We start from the raw sequence: 13,098 nt of genomic DNA, 5'->3' as shown, positions 1-13,098 counted from the left end.
CCGCCCCCCCCCCCCCCCCCCCCCTCCTCCCCCCCCCCCCCCCCCCCCCCCCCCCCCCCCCCCCCCCCCCCCCCCCCCCCCCCCCCCCCCCCCGCGGCCGTCAGGTCCCGGCGGTGCGGCAGAGCAACAGGCAGATGTCGTCGTCGTGTTCGGAGTCGTGCAGCATCGGCTTCAGCAGCGAGTCGGCCGCCGACTCCAGGTCCTCCAGCTCGGCCGCGCCGAGCGCGCCCATGGCCCCCGCCAGCCGCTCGATGCCCGCGTCGATCCCGGCGGACCGCCGCTCCACCAGGCCGTCCGTGTACAGCGCGAGCGTCGAGCCCGCGGGCAACTCGACGAGCTGCTCCTCGTACTCGAAGGGCACCGGGACGCCCAGCATGATCCCCGGCTTGGCCTCCAGCACCCGCACCTCGCCCCCGGGGCCGCGCACGACGGCCGGCGGATGCCCGGCGGACGCCCACAGGACCCAGGGGTCCCCGGGCGTGAACCGGGCGACGGCACAGGTCGCGTACAGCTCCGGCTGCTGGTGGCGGAGCATCCGGTGCAGCAGGGTGAGGACACGGGCGGGCCCGTTGCCCTCGACGGCATACGCGCGCAGGGCGGTGCGCAGCTGGCCCATGATGACCGCCGCCCGCAGTCCGTGCCCCGTGACGTCCCCTATCACCGCCAGCACACTCCCGTCGGGCTGCGGGAAGGCGTCGTACCAGTCGCCGCCGATGTTCATCCCGTGCGTGGCCGGCAGATAGCGCGCGGCCAGCGCGAGGCCCGGCGCTGCGGGCAGCTCGGTGAGCTGGGCACGCTGCAGCTCCTCGGCGACGTTGCGGTGCTGCTGGTACTGGCGGGCGTTGTCCAGCGCGATGCCCGCCCGCCGGGCCAGCTCGACCAGCATCACCGTGGTGTCCGGATCGAAACGGTCGCCGTGCGCGGCCAGGGTCAGCACGCCCTGCACCGCACGCGCGCCGAGCGGCAGACACAGCAGCGGCCGGTCCGGGGACAGGGCCGAGGCCGGCAGGTCGTCCACACCCGGCAGTCCGCCCGGGCGCGGGCCCGCGTGCTGGGGCCGGCCGGTGCGGGCCGCCGTCACCGAAGCCGCCGCCCGCTCGGCCGGGGGCGTCCGCTCGTCGTCCACGAGCCACACGTCGACGTGCCGGGCGTACTCCGGGACCAGTAGCTGCGGCAGCCGGCGCAGGATGTCCTCGTGGTCCAGGGAGGCGTTCAGCGCGGCGCTGGCGTCGGCGAGGAAGGTCAGCTGCCGGCGGGCGTTCTCCGCCTCCGCACGGGCCGCCCGCTCGGCGTCGAGCAGCTCCCTCTGTGCCAGCGCCGCCGCCTCCAGCTCGGCGTGCAGGGCGAGCACGCCCTGGTTGGTCTGGTGCAGCTCCTCGCGGTGGAAACGGACCAGCTTCTCCGTCTCCGCCAGGTGCGTGAGGACGGCGGCCGCGTCCTCGTCGGCGTCCAGGACGGCCTCGGCGAGCCACGCGTCGTCGAGGTCGGCGGGCCTCGGCAGCGGCCCGGTGACCGGGGTGGGGCAGGAAAGGGTGTACTGCCACGGGTCGGGCCCGCACAGCTCCACATCCAGCGTTCCGTCGTTGTGAGCGGTCACGGTCAGCTCCACGCGGGCGCCGTCCCGGCAGCGCCGCAGCCGGGCGCCGAGCGCGGTCAGGAATCGGGCGCGGTCGAGCGCGGGCACCGCGGCGTCGGCGGTGAGCCGCGCCAGCAGGGCACGGGCGCGGGCCGCGTCCGTGGCACCGGCGAGGGTCCAGGTGTCAGAGACGGCTGTCATGGATGCTGGTCCGGCGGTCGGGGGCCAGTACGGCCACGCTGGTGTCGTCACGTACGGGGCGGGCGGGACTGCCCGCGTCGCGCAGGACGGCAGCGGCCAGCACCGCGGGATCCTGGGCGAGCAGCCGGGGGTCCTCCGGCGGTGTCCAACGGCTGGGCAGCCCGTCGCTGTGCACGACGAGCAGGCTGCCCGGGCCCCACGGCAACCTCCGCATGGGAAGGCGCGCCGGGAAGTACGCCCCGACGATCCCCGGATGGGAGACGAGGGACGTCCAGCCGTCCCCGGTCCACAGCCGGGCGCCGAGGTTGCCGACCCCGGCGAAACAGAGTTCCGCCCGCTCCGTGTCCAGCTGGGCCACGGCGACCGCCGCGCCCCGGGTGGGCCGCAGCGCCGTGTGCAGTCGGCGCAGGAGGTCGACGGGTGGCAGGTGCGCTCCGTGCCGCAGCTCCGTCACGGCGGCGGTGGACGCGTGCGCCGCCTTCGGGCCGTGCCCCAGCCCGTCCGCGAGGAGCAGGGTCAGCAGGGGGCCGGAACGCGCCCAGCTCCAGGCGTCACCGCACTGCTCGGCCCGGGCCAGCGAGACGGAGATCCCGCCCGCAGGCGCCTGTGCCTGTGCCGTGGGCGTCTTGGACCCGGCGTGCTCCGGGTCGATCCTGGCCGCCGCCACCGTGCCACGGCCCGGCGCGCTGTACAGATGGAAGGCGTCGGCGCTGCGCAGACAGCTGCCCAGACCGGCGCCGAGGGAGACCCCGGCGGTGGTGTAGCCGTCCCGCAGCGCCGCCGGGACATCGGCGATGCCCGGCCCGTGGTCGAGCGAGAAGAGCTGCACCGACACACCCGGACCGCCGCCCGGAGGCCCCACGAGATTGACCACCATGCGGCCGCCGCCCGCGTGCTTGAGCAGATTGGTGGCCAGCTCGGTGGCGACGAGTTCGGCCGCCGCGGTCCGCAGCGGGGCGAGGTCCGCGTGCGCGCACGCCTCCCGGGCGGCCGTCCGCGCGTCCCGCACCCGCGTGGAGTCACCCACCGGCACCTCCCAGACCCGGCTCATCCCACCCCCGGACGCGACGAGGGAACCTGCGCCACCCAGGCGACAGCCGTGACGGTCGTGCCCCGGCCGGGCTCGGTGTCCACGGCGAACTCGTGCACCAGCCGCTTGGCGCCGCTCAGCCCGAGGCCGAGACCGCCTCCGGTGGTGTAGCCGTCGGTCATGGCCAGCTCCAGATCGCGGATGCCCGGGCCGTTGTCGATGAAGCACATCCTCAGACCCCGGCTGCGGCCGTTGTCCAGCGGAGTGATCTCCGCCCGGCCGCCACCGCCGTGCACCAGCGTGTTGCGGGCCAGCTCGCTCGCGGCCGTGACCAGCTTGGTCTGCTGGACCAGCCCGAAACCCAGCTGGGCCGCGCACCGCCGCACCTGCTGCCGCACCCACGCCAGATCCGCGTCCGAGCCGATGGGCAGGCTGGTCGCGGAAGCCTGGCCGGACGCCTGCATCATGTCCCCCTCTGAGCCAACAGTTCCAGGGCCCGGTCGACGTCGAGGGCGGTGACCAGGCCGGGGAGGGTGAGCCCCAGCTCGACGAGTGTGATCGCCACGGCGGGCCGCATCCCGGCCAGCACCGTACGGGCCGCCAGCAGCCGGGCCGTGGAGGCGATCTCGGCGAGCACCCGGCCGAGGAACGAGTCGACGACGTCCACCCCGGAGATGTCGAGCACCACGCCGGTCACCCGGCTGGTGGCGATGCGGCTGGTGATGTCCTGCTGCAGCTGTTCGGCCATGCCGTCGTGCAGCTCGCCCTGGAGCGAGACCAGCAGGACGTCGCCCAGCGCGAGCACCGGGACCTGGGCCGGCCGACCGGGAGAGGGCTGGCTCACCGCGCGCTCGCATCCGCGTCCGCGCGGGAGACCTCGATGCCCTGCCGGCTCAGTGCGTAGGCGAGGGCGTCGGCCAGCGAGGCACGGGTGAGCACCGAGCCGAGGTCGATGCCCAGCTGCACGATCGTCTGCGCGATGGCCGGACGGATGCCGGAGACGATGCACTCGGCGCCCATCAGCCGCGCGGCGGCCACCGTCTTCATCAGATGCTGTGCGACGAGCGAGTCGACCGTGGACACACCGGTGATGTCCAGGATGGCGAACCGGGCGCGCTGCTCGACGATGGCCTCCAGCAGCGACTCCATGACGACCTGGCTGCGGGCGCTGTCCAGGGTCCCGATCAGCGGGACGGCAACCGTGCCCTCCCACAACTTGATGACCGGGGTGGCGACTTCGAGCAGCTGCTGCCGCTGCCGCTCGATCAGCTCCGCGTTCGCGTCGAGGGCCGTCTCCATCACCACCAGGCGCAACGTGCCGAGCAGCAGGGTCAGCGCCAGCACGCTCTCCTGGGCCCGTGGGGCAGCGGGGTCGGGGAACTCCTCGCGCAGCAATTCCACGACGGGGACCCGCAGTCCGGCGACCTCGTCCGCGATCTGGGACGGAGTCGAACCGGTGAGGGCCCTGGTCTGCGTCATGCGTCCCAACTGGTCGCGCACCGGCCGGAAGCCGGGGGACATGATGTCCTCCAGGCGTCCGCTCACCGCCACCTCGGACAGGGCGTCCACGACGGCCTTGCACGCCTCCACCGCCTCGTCGCGGGAGACGGTGAAGACCGTGCGGAACAAGGGGGCGTCGGCCCAGCGCTGGGCGATCTGCTCCCGGCGCCGCTCCAGGAAGGAACTCACCGTCTGCGGCGCCGATGCGGCCGCGTCCTGCTCCGGCACTCTCATTCTCTCCTCTCGCACAGCCAGGACCCGCCACCCGTCGGCGGGCCCCGGGCCGATCATTGCCGTCCAGCAACGATAACGGTCCGTTTCCGGCCGGACCAAACCCCTCCGAGGAACGTCCCGACATGACCAACTCCGTTGATTCCTAGGTGACTTGATACATGGCGGACCGCTCAGGGAATCCCGGCCGGAGCAGCCGGACGAACCCTTCTAGCGCCCCGGCGGACGTCGTCCCAGAGCCTGCGAAAGGGGGACCACACCGCGCCCCCGTCGGCGAGCCGACCTGCGCGCCCCCAAGGAGAGCGAGCCGGCGGCCCTGCTGGATCGCCGCGAGCCGTTCCGCGCCACCGCGGCTCCACGCGCTCCGGGCGTCCTGGGCCAGGAGGCGACGGAGCCGGACACCGGGGAGGCGCCGACGGCGCGGAGGGCGCTGGAGATCCCGGAGATCCCGCGGGTGGATCCGGGTGAGGGCCCGGCGAACGACCCGGCCGGGCCGGTGCGCGCGCAGGCCGCGGGACCGTGCGCTTCGGCGGACCCGGGGGCGGGTTCGGGGCAGGACATGGCCCACGTCTCGGACGTGGCGAGTGCGGCGGCTGACCCGCGCCCGCGGAAGGACGCGGCGGGCAGGGATGCCGGTTCGGGTGCCGGACGCGGCCAGGCGGCGTCCGCCCGTGCCGCCGGGCCCGGTGCCGTGGGGCGTCGGGCGGACACCTCGGTGGCCGACCGTCGGTACACCCCGTTCTCGTTCCCGTGCACGTCGACACAGCTCCTTCGTTGCGCCAAGCGGTGTAAGCCCGGCGGCGGACGCCCCCGGGCCTGTGTGACGGGCCGACTACCCCGAATCACGCCGGACTCTCCTGGCTGTTGCCGACGTCACCCGTGCGTGCGACCAGGTGGGAACTCCGTGCACCCCTGGGACGGGTGCGGACCACCCCGGGACGGGCGGCTCAACGACCGGTGGAGCAACACGGGACCGGCCGGGCGGGGCGGCGGAACAGCGCCGTCCAGAGGAACTCCTCGCCGAACAGCGGCGAGTCCGCCGGCTGCCGTCGCATGGCGCGCAGTTCGATCTCCTCCAGTCCGGAGAAGATCCGGCGCAGGGACTCGGGCGTGTAGGCGAGGCCGCCGCGCAGACCGGGCTCGCGGTAGAAGGCCGCGTCGGGAAGTTCGGATCCCATCCGCCCGGCGGCGAAACAGGTGAGCACGAAGTGGCCGCCCGGTGCCAGCACCCGCTCCAGCAGCGCGAGATGGCTGACGCGGCGGTGCGGTGGCAGGTGGTGGAAGCAGCCGGAGTCGTAGACCAGGTCGTACGGGCCACACAGCTCGGCCGTGGCCCCCGTGCTCAGGGAAAAGGCGTCACCGCGGAGGAAGCGCACGGCGCCCCCGGCCCGGGCGTCGCTTCCCACGGTGCCGAGCCCCGCCTCCCGGGCGCGCTCCTCGGCCCATGCGATCGCTGCGGGGGAGAGATCGACGGCGTCCACGCGGAAACCGTGCGCCGCCAGGTGCAGCGCGTTACGGCCGGGACCACAGCCCAGGTCGAGGGCCCGGCCCGGCACGAGCAGACCGCGGTCCAGGTAGGACACAAGGTTCTCGTCAGGCTTCGCCTCGAAGAACGGCACCGGTCTGTCCCGGTCCGCATAGAAGCCGTCCCACCAGGCCGCCGCGCCCTGCGTCCAGCGGTCGGCCTCCGGCGCGAACAGCCCGTCCAGCAGCCGCAGCACGTCCTCCACCGTACGGATGTCCCGGTCCACCCGGCCCCCTTTCCCGATGCGCAGAACCTAGGGGCGAGGACGGCGGAACACCAGGTCGCCGCGTGCGGCCCGAGGGCACCGCAGCGCGCGTGGGGGGACGGGGCAGGGAGGCCGGGCACCCGGTCCCGGAGGCCGGCCGCGAGGCCTTCAGGGCCACACCGCACAGCGACACGCGGCACTCCGCGGCCGAGCCGAGGCCACTTTTCCAACCCGCCTGTACAGGTGCCTCAGACACACGTGCCTCGGACAGGAGCCCGGGGCCGGCTCAGTCCCGCGACGCCGCGGCCGCTTCCTCGCGGCGTGCCTGGACGGGGGCCGGCTGGGCAGCGGGGCGGCGCCGTCGGCGCAGCAGCAGGCGTCTCGCCGGGCGCTCCACCCCCTCGTACAGGATCCACGACAACCCGAGCGACAGGGAGAACGCGACCGCGGTGACCGCCACCCCCGCGAGCAGCCCGAAGTGCGGCTTCGACCCGAGCAACTGGGTTCCGGCACGCAGCACCAGCAGATGGATCATGTAGAAGGCGAAGGACAGTTCACCGAGTCGTACGAGCCGGCGGCGGCGCCACAGCGAGGGCAGCCCCTGGACGTCCGCGACCGCCGCGGCCGGGATGAGCAGCGTGAACCCGGCGATCGTGCAGAGGGTGGCGGGGTAGCCGGGCGTGACCTGCGGGACGAGGAAGTAGCCGATGATCGCCAGGGCGAGCGACGCCTCGAGACCGGGCCCGCGCCACCGCCCGAGGAGTACCAGCCGCGCGGTGACCGCGCCGAGGACGAACTCCGGCAGCCGGGCCGCGGGGAACGAGTAGAGCTCGTACGACCACCAGTGGTGGGCGTCCGCCCAGGCCAGCAGCACGACCGCCGCCACCGACAGCGCGCCCAGCGCGGCCGAACCGCGCGCGCCGAGCCGGCGCAACAGCAGGATCAGCAGGGGGAAGGCGGCATAGAAGAACGCCTCGCAGGCAAGGGACCAGCTGACCGGGTTCAGCGTCTGCCACCAGGGGCGCCACCAGGAGTGGAGCAGCAGCAGGTTGGACAGGGCCTGTTTCGGTGTCGGTCTCGGCTGGTGCGCCAGCGAGTACGCCATGACCATGGCGACCGCCAGCGTGACGAGGTGCACGGGGTAGACACGCGCGATGCGCCGCCGCCAGAAGGCGAGCGCGCGGTCGCAGGGCCGCGCCGACCAGGTCAGGACGAAGCCGGAGAGCACGAAGAAGAACGACACCCCGGTGGCGCCGGCGCCGAATCCCCAGGTCACGAGGTGGCCGCCGGTGCCTCCGAAGTAACCGAAGTTGTTCACGTGCAGCCCGAACACCAGCAGCGCCGCCATCCACCGCAGCCCCGTGAGGGACGGCAGCGAGGGTGTGGCGGCGGCCGGGGAATCCCTGGCGGCCGCGTCGCCGGTACGGGTGGGCGGCGTCGTCCGGAGCTCCCGGGTCGTCGCCGTGGTCATCGAATCACCTGCCGCAGAGGGTTGGCTTGGGGCATGAAGGGGTACCTTGCCCGTTCACCCCTGGTCCATCACTTCACATGGCAAACATCACACTGCTGCCGAACGACGGACCCCGCCTGATGCCACGGACGGGCGGGCCTGGTGCACCCGTACGAGTGAGGCTACTTGCACGGCCTTGATCGCCTCGCCCCGGCCCCCGCGTGCGACCGGGTGACCGTTCCCGCCGGCACCGGGCAGAGCGTACATCGGCGGTGTTCGCTGTTGCGACGACTCGGCCAACTCGGCTCAGCCTCGGACTCGTTGGACCCCACATTCGTCGTGCGGGGCACGAGCGGGCCGCCGCCGGAGTGAATCCGGTGACGGGAAACCGAACCGCACCCAAGCGGCGTATCCGGCAACGGCCTTGACGAGTTGGCCCCGCGTCATCCTGGGCCTGCCGGGCCAGCCTTCATGAGTTCTCGCGGACTTGTCCCAGGTCTCATCCCCCTCGACGTCGCTGCCGCACCGCAACTGGATGTCGCGGGTCAGGACCTTGTTGACGGCATCGGCAGGCTGACAGGACGCGACCATGTCTGTCCATGCCTCAGACCGTCGGGTCCCAGAGTCCGCCCGCCTCGCCGCGGGCAAGGTGTTCGGCGTAGACGCCGACCTTCCAGGCGATGACTGAGCGACACTCCTCCAGCGCCTGGATCTGTGCCTCGACGCGCTGCTGATGTGCATCGAGGAGCTGCAGCCGTTCTGCCTCGTTGCCCGGGCCACGCCGTACCAGTTCGGCGAACCGTTTGAGGTCGGCCAGCGGCATGCCGGATTCGCGCAGTCTGACGCAGATCAGCAGCCAGTCGACATCGGCGGTGGTGTACCGCCGCCGCCCGCCCGCGGTGCGCTGGACCGGTCCGACCAGCAGGCCCTCGCGCTCGTAGAAGCGCAGTGCGTGCACGCTGAGTCCGGTCCGCTCGGCCACCTCGCCGATGCTCAGTGGTTCCGTACGCGTTTCGGCAGTCGCCATGCCGCCCAGCCTAGGACTTGATCTAGACCTCGCTCCAGTTTCTAGCGTCGTCGGCATGACCATCAGTGATCAGCAGCCGCTCGGCTCGCCCTTCTCCGACACCGGCACCGCCGAGGACGTCACCGCCGGCCTCGACCTCTCCGGCGCAACCGCCCTCGTGACCGGGGGCTACTCCGGACTCGGTCTGGAAACCACCCGAGGCCTGGCGGCCGCCGGGGTCCGGGTCGTCGTTCCGGCACGCCGTCCCGGCCTCGCCCGCGTCGCTCTCGCAGATGTGGACGGTTGCGACGTCATCCCCATGGATCTGGCGGACCTCGACAGCGTGCGCGCCGCCGCCGCACACATCAGTGAATCCCTCAGCAGGCTCGATCTCCTTATGGCCGTCGCCGGCGTCATGGCCACCCCTGAGCGACGCGTCGGGCCGGGCTGGGAAGGCCAGCTCGCCGTCAACCACTTCGGACACTTCACCCTCGCCTGCGAGCTCTACCCGCTCCTGGCCGCCACCGGCGGTGCGCGCGTCATCGTCAACAGCTCCGCCGGGCACACCTTGAGCGACATCCGCTGGCACGACCCGCACTTTCGCACCGGCTACGACAAGTGGCTGGCCTACGGCCAGGCCAAGACCGCCAACGCCCTGTTCGCCGTGCAGTTTGACGCCCTCGGGCGCAACGACGGCGTCCGGGCGTTCGCTCTCCACCCAGGCAAGATCATCACCGGCCTCCAGCGGGAGATGACCCTCCAGGAACAGGTCGAACGTGGATGGGTGGACGAGCACGGCAACGTGATCGGCGCCGACTTCAAGACACCCTCCCAAGGCGCTGCCACCGGCCTGTGGGCCGCCACCTCCCCGCTCCTCGACGGCCGCGGCGGGCTCTACCTCGAGAACTGCGACGTCGCGCGCGTCTCCGCCCCCGCCGCGCCCATGGACGACGACGGCGTCCGCGCCTACGCCATCGACCCCGACGCAGCAGCACGGCTGTGGGAGCTGTCCGTCGCGGCGACCGGCGCTGCCCCGGTCAGGCGATGAACCCGTGCTCTGCGTGCGCCGGGCCACGCACCTGTGCGGCACTCGGCGCGGGACGGAAGCCTGGCCTCATCGCGGCCGACCCGGGCCGGCTCACCCGGCGATCCGCTGTCGCCGGAGTCGGAGGGAAGGTACGAATCCAGTGCCGCGTCAGGCAACGTTCGCCATGCCTGCCAGACAGCTCCGGTGATCGTCAGACTTGCGCGGGAGCAGGACTTCCCCGGCCTCCTTGGCTTGGCAGCTCAGGTCGAGCACTGGTTCGGCCCGATGGTGGGGAATCCTGGTTTCGAAAGCGCCGTGGACAAGCACATTCGCCGGTCCACGGCGCTCGTCGCCGTCTCAGGATCGGATGTCCTCGGCGGCCTGCTGTTTGGCAGCAAGGCCCCGACCTACCACGTCCACTAACTCGCCGTCTCGGAGAAGGAACGCGGGAAGGGGGTCGGTCGTGCGTTGATTGCTGACGCGACACGCAGGTTCGTGCGCGGTCCGGGCAGCATTGAGGTGATCACCTTCGGGGCCGACCACCCCGGCGCAGTCGCCAGCGGTGCACGCGTCTTCTACGAGCGCCTCGGTTTCAGTCCGGCCGAGGCCGCCGATCCGGGCCCGGAAGGCGGTTCACGGCAGGTCTATCGCCGGTCCGTCCTCTGATGCAGGCAACGTTCACCCCGTTCGCGACCTCGCGAAGGCGTTCGTCGGCGGCGTGCTTGTTCCGCCGGATGATGTGGCGGCGGATCATCGGGCGGTGCGGGCCGGTGCCCCTCTCGCGCAGGGTGTCGCCGTGGCGGCGCTTGAGGCGGGGCTCCGCATACAGGGACGCGGCCATCGGAAAGGTCTGCTCATAGAAGAGCGCTGCTTCATGAGCGATGTCCTTTTGAACGAAGGCGTTCGAGCAGTGAACCGAGCTTCGGCTTCTGGTCCATGCGCGCTCCAACAGGCTTGACGCGGGAGTGAGTACTCACTCACCATAGGACAGGGGTGAGTGAGTACTCACCCACCTAACGTTCATCCGCCACTACGACGGGGTCCGGCCTCGGTGCCGTGGGACAACCGACAGTGAGAGGAAGTGCCGAAGATGGCCAAGCTGCAGAGCCTGGACCCGAATACGCAGATGTTCGCGCAGTTCAAGGAGAGGACCGGGCCCATCGTCCTGGCCAACACCTTCTTCGTCCCGAAGGAGACGAGTGAAGCTTTCCTGACCCTCTTTCGGAGGCAGGCGGAGTTCATGAAGGCTCAGCCGGGATTCGTCTCCCTGCAGATGCACAAGGGAACGGCGGACAGTCAACTCCTGATGAACGTCGCGGTATGGGAGTCGACGGAGGCGCTCGCCACGGCGTTCGCCAGTCCGGAGTTCCAGCGCATGGCGGCCGAGTTCCCCGACGACATCGTGTCGTACCCGCACATCTTCGAGCAGATCGACGTATGACATCGACGTATGACACGGCAGCCGCAGCGCGGTGAAGAGGAGCCACCATGACCGTGGAACTGAATCACACCATCGTCCCGGCCCGGGACCCGCAAGCCTCGGCGCAGTTCCTTGCAGACATTCTCGGCCTGAGAATCGATCCGCCGGTGGCACATTTCACGCCGGTCACGCTGGCCAACCAGGTCAGCCTGGACTACGACCAGTTGGACGACTTCGAGCCACACCACTACGCGTTCATGGTCGGCGAGCAGGAGTTCGACGCCGCCCTCGCCCGCATCCAGCAGGGCGGAATCACCCACTACGGCGATCCCGCATGCCAGGCAATCGGGCAGATCTACCACAGCAAGCACACCATAGGCCGCAGGGGCACCTACTTCCGTGACCCCGACGGACATCTCATGGAAATCCTCACCCCGGGCGGCGCCGGGTCGTGAGACCGATGGCGGCCCAGCGGGTCATGGCTTCGCTGGTGGAGGGGTCGCGTTCGTGGTCGCGACCGACGTGACGTCACCGGTCGACCTGACGCTGCTGCACGAACAGCTCTCCGGGCAGCCGGCCGGTCCTGGCCGTCGACGTGTCACCGTGGCTGCGCATCGGGCGCGCCAGAGCGGCTCTTCTGCCGCGTCCACGGGCATGACGTGCGCTCCAGCGTGCCCGTGATGCGGGGCCCCGCAGTCAGTCCGTCATGGTCTACCTGCTGACCAGCCGGCGCCCGCGGCCCGGCGGCGCGCGGTCCGTCCGGGCGGCGGCCAGCCGTTCCGCTTCGGCCGCAGTGGTCTCGGCGTGGCGCCGGGCCTGCCGTACGGTGCGGTCGGCCTCCCGGGCCCGGTCGCGTGCCGCCATTTCGTCGGCGCGCGCCCGCCGCTGCTCCTCCTCGGCGCCCCGCAGCTCCGCGCGCAGCTCCCGTACGCGCTGCCGCGCCGCGGTCGCCCGGTCGCCGGCCTCCTCCGCTTCCCGTTCGGCGGCCCGGGCCTCCGCCTCGCGGGCGCGCAGAACCCGTTCGGCGTCGCGGGCGGCTGAGCGGGCCTCGTCGAGACGCCGCCGGTGCGCCAACTCGTCCTCGCGCTCCTCGGTCCTGCCGCGCTTCCTCCCCGCACCGCGCCCGGCGGCCCCCTCCCCTTCGTCAGGCTGTTTCGCTCCGGTCACCGGCGGGACGGCGGGACGACGCGCGAGGACACCCTCGTCGGCCTCCGGAAAACCGAACGTGGAGCTGAGCGGCTTCACGAGCCGCCCCGCCGCCCACTCCCGCGCGGCCCGCGGATCGGCGAGCACGGCGTGCAGGGTCTCCTCGACCTCGCGCTGGACCTCCTCGCCCACCGGACGCCCGGCCTGCGCCGCCAGCCGCCTGGCCTGCCGCCCGAGTGCGCCGATCACCTCGCTCTGCCGACGGGCGAGCCGGCGCAGCTGCGCACCGTCCAGTGCACGGTGGGCCCGGCGCAGCTCCTCGCCGAGGGCCAGCAGCGGCTCCACCTCCTGCCGCTGCCGGTGTACGAGCAGATTGCTGGCCCAGGCGGCCAGGCTGGGCCGCCGCAACGCGCCGATCTTCTTGGCGAGGGCCTGGTCACCGGCCTTGCGGGCGTCCAGGGCACGGCGGTCTCGGGCGGCGACGAACTCGTCCGGCCGCAGCCCGTACAGCTCGTCGGCGACGGCGTCCAGGTCCACCGGCGTCCCTCTCGACGGTCACCTCGGGGTCGAAGTCCGAGTCTCTCATTCTGGGTGGGTCATGTGCCTTCTGTCGCGGTTCATCCGTGTGAAGCCGTGCGGACGACGAGGGGCAGGACCGTCGGCGCCGGAACTTTCGTCGCCGGAACCGCACCCTTCGGCGGATGACGGTCACCCTTGGGCACCGCGCCGTAGACCGTCGGCGGACGGCGCCGGTCCGGGTGGGCCCGGCAGGGTGGACCCT

At 72.3% G+C, this 13,098-nt stretch carries 12 protein-coding genes and 2 pseudogenes; 4 read left to right on the top strand and 10 right to left on the bottom strand.

Features of this window, described 5'->3' with window-relative positions:
- Nucleotides 1-100 precede the first annotated feature (100 nt).
- From ACZ7HQ_RS12700 to ACZ7HQ_RS12665, 8 genes are all read right to left on the bottom strand, one after another.
- Complete coding sequence (locus tag ACZ7HQ_RS12700; RefSeq protein ID WP_470987831.1) at nucleotides 101-1,777, bottom strand: PP2C family protein-serine/threonine phosphatase; 1,677 nt, start codon at nucleotides 1,775-1,777, stop codon at nucleotides 101-103.
- Nucleotides 1,761-2,828 carry a SpoIIE family protein phosphatase gene (locus ACZ7HQ_RS12695; protein ID WP_470987829.1) on the bottom strand — a complete coding sequence of 356 codons (1,068 nt, stop codon included), beginning with the start codon at nucleotides 2,826-2,828 and terminating at the stop codon, nucleotides 1,761-1,763. Before ACZ7HQ_RS12695 ends, ACZ7HQ_RS12700 begins: the two co-directional genes overlap by 17 nt.
- The gene (locus tag ACZ7HQ_RS12690) at nucleotides 2,825-3,271 is read right to left on the bottom strand and encodes an ATP-binding protein (RefSeq protein ID WP_470988916.1); all 447 of its coding nucleotides are present in this window, start codon (nucleotides 3,269-3,271) and stop codon (nucleotides 2,825-2,827) included. Before ACZ7HQ_RS12690 ends, ACZ7HQ_RS12695 begins: the two co-directional genes overlap by 4 nt.
- The gene (locus ACZ7HQ_RS12685; protein WP_470987826.1) at nucleotides 3,271-3,651 is read right to left on the bottom strand and encodes an STAS domain-containing protein; all 381 of its coding nucleotides are present in this window, start codon (nucleotides 3,649-3,651) and stop codon (nucleotides 3,271-3,273) included. The genes ACZ7HQ_RS12690 and ACZ7HQ_RS12685 overlap by 1 nt, the downstream gene beginning before the upstream one ends.
- Nucleotides 3,648-4,541, bottom strand: a complete 894-nt coding sequence (locus ACZ7HQ_RS12680) for an STAS domain-containing protein (RefSeq protein ID WP_470987824.1) — start codon at nucleotides 4,539-4,541, stop codon at nucleotides 3,648-3,650. The genes ACZ7HQ_RS12685 and ACZ7HQ_RS12680 overlap by 4 nt, the downstream gene beginning before the upstream one ends.
- A 944-nt stretch (nucleotides 4,542-5,485) precedes the next feature.
- Nucleotides 5,486-6,289 carry a class I SAM-dependent methyltransferase gene (locus tag ACZ7HQ_RS12675; RefSeq protein WP_470987821.1) on the bottom strand — a complete coding sequence of 268 codons (804 nt, stop codon included), beginning with the start codon at nucleotides 6,287-6,289 and terminating at the stop codon, nucleotides 5,486-5,488.
- Between the two features lie 265 nt (nucleotides 6,290-6,554).
- Nucleotides 6,555-7,739, bottom strand: coding sequence for an acyltransferase family protein (locus tag ACZ7HQ_RS12670; RefSeq protein ID WP_470987818.1), 1,185 nt, complete (start codon nucleotides 7,737-7,739; stop codon nucleotides 6,555-6,557).
- 583 nt (nucleotides 7,740-8,322) lie between these two features.
- Nucleotides 8,323-8,745: a MerR family transcriptional regulator gene (locus tag ACZ7HQ_RS12665; protein ID WP_470987816.1), complete on the bottom strand. Its 423-nt coding sequence runs from the start codon at nucleotides 8,743-8,745 to the stop codon at nucleotides 8,323-8,325.
- 55 nt (nucleotides 8,746-8,800) lie between these two features.
- Here ACZ7HQ_RS12665 and ACZ7HQ_RS12660 point away from each other — a divergent pair, with 55 nt between their 5' ends.
- The gene (locus ACZ7HQ_RS12660; protein WP_470987814.1) at nucleotides 8,801-9,772 is read left to right on the top strand and encodes an SDR family NAD(P)-dependent oxidoreductase; all 972 of its coding nucleotides are present in this window, start codon (nucleotides 8,801-8,803) and stop codon (nucleotides 9,770-9,772) included.
- Between the two features lie 183 nt (nucleotides 9,773-9,955).
- Nucleotides 9,956-10,417: pseudogene (locus tag ACZ7HQ_RS12655) on the top strand (GNAT family N-acetyltransferase).
- An 85-nt stretch (nucleotides 10,418-10,502) separates the two neighbouring features.
- On the opposite strand, the pseudogene ACZ7HQ_RS12650 reads toward ACZ7HQ_RS12655, so the two are convergent.
- Nucleotides 10,503-10,637, bottom strand: a pseudogene (locus tag ACZ7HQ_RS12650) (TetR/AcrR family transcriptional regulator); the annotation flags it as partial.
- Nucleotides 10,638-10,841: 204 nt separating this feature from the next.
- Here ACZ7HQ_RS12650 and ACZ7HQ_RS12645 point away from each other — a divergent pair.
- Nucleotides 10,842-11,192, top strand: coding sequence for an antibiotic biosynthesis monooxygenase family protein (locus tag ACZ7HQ_RS12645; protein WP_470987812.1), 351 nt, complete (start codon nucleotides 10,842-10,844; stop codon nucleotides 11,190-11,192).
- Nucleotides 11,193-11,239: 47 nt separating this feature from the next.
- On the top strand, nucleotides 11,240-11,626 hold the full coding sequence (locus tag ACZ7HQ_RS12640) for a VOC family protein (RefSeq protein WP_470987809.1): 387 nt from the start codon (nucleotides 11,240-11,242) through the stop codon (nucleotides 11,624-11,626).
- 256 nt (nucleotides 11,627-11,882) lie between these two features.
- On the opposite strand, the gene ACZ7HQ_RS12635 is transcribed toward ACZ7HQ_RS12640, so the two are convergent.
- Nucleotides 11,883-12,854 (bottom strand): hypothetical protein, encoded by a 972-nt coding sequence (locus ACZ7HQ_RS12635; protein ID WP_470987807.1) that lies wholly within the window; start codon nucleotides 12,852-12,854, stop codon nucleotides 11,883-11,885.
- Nucleotides 12,855-13,098 lie beyond the last annotated feature (244 nt).

The organism is Streptomyces sp. NPDC037290 (assembly GCF_055603245.1).
Note: the sequence above shows the minus strand (reverse complement) of the source record. Positions and strands in the feature narration are given on the sequence as shown.

Excerpts from the sequence above, each read along its gene's own strand:
- ACZ7HQ_RS12670 (WP_470987818.1), bottom strand. The coding sequence starts at position 7,739 with ATGACCACGGCGACGACCCGGGAGCTCCGGACGACGCCGCCCACCCGT.
- ACZ7HQ_RS12695 (WP_470987829.1), bottom strand. The coding sequence starts at position 2,828 with ATGAGCCGGGTCTGGGAGGTGCCGGTGGGTGACTCCACGCGGGTGCGG.
- ACZ7HQ_RS12700 (WP_470987831.1), bottom strand. The coding sequence starts at position 1,777 with ATGACAGCCGTCTCTGACACCTGGACCCTCGCCGGTGCCACGGACGCG.
- ACZ7HQ_RS12680 (WP_470987824.1), bottom strand. The coding sequence starts at position 4,541 with ATGAGAGTGCCGGAGCAGGACGCGGCCGCATCGGCGCCGCAGACGGTG.
- ACZ7HQ_RS12660 (WP_470987814.1), top strand. The coding sequence starts at position 8,801 with ATGACCATCAGTGATCAGCAGCCGCTCGGCTCGCCCTTCTCCGACACC.
- ACZ7HQ_RS12645 (WP_470987812.1), top strand. The coding sequence starts at position 10,842 with ATGGCCAAGCTGCAGAGCCTGGACCCGAATACGCAGATGTTCGCGCAG.
- ACZ7HQ_RS12665 (WP_470987816.1), bottom strand. The coding sequence starts at position 8,745 with ATGGCGACTGCCGAAACGCGTACGGAACCACTGAGCATCGGCGAGGTG.
- ACZ7HQ_RS12690 (WP_470988916.1), bottom strand. The coding sequence starts at position 3,271 with ATGCAGGCGTCCGGCCAGGCTTCCGCGACCAGCCTGCCCATCGGCTCG.
- ACZ7HQ_RS12640 (WP_470987809.1), top strand. The coding sequence starts at position 11,240 with ATGACCGTGGAACTGAATCACACCATCGTCCCGGCCCGGGACCCGCAA.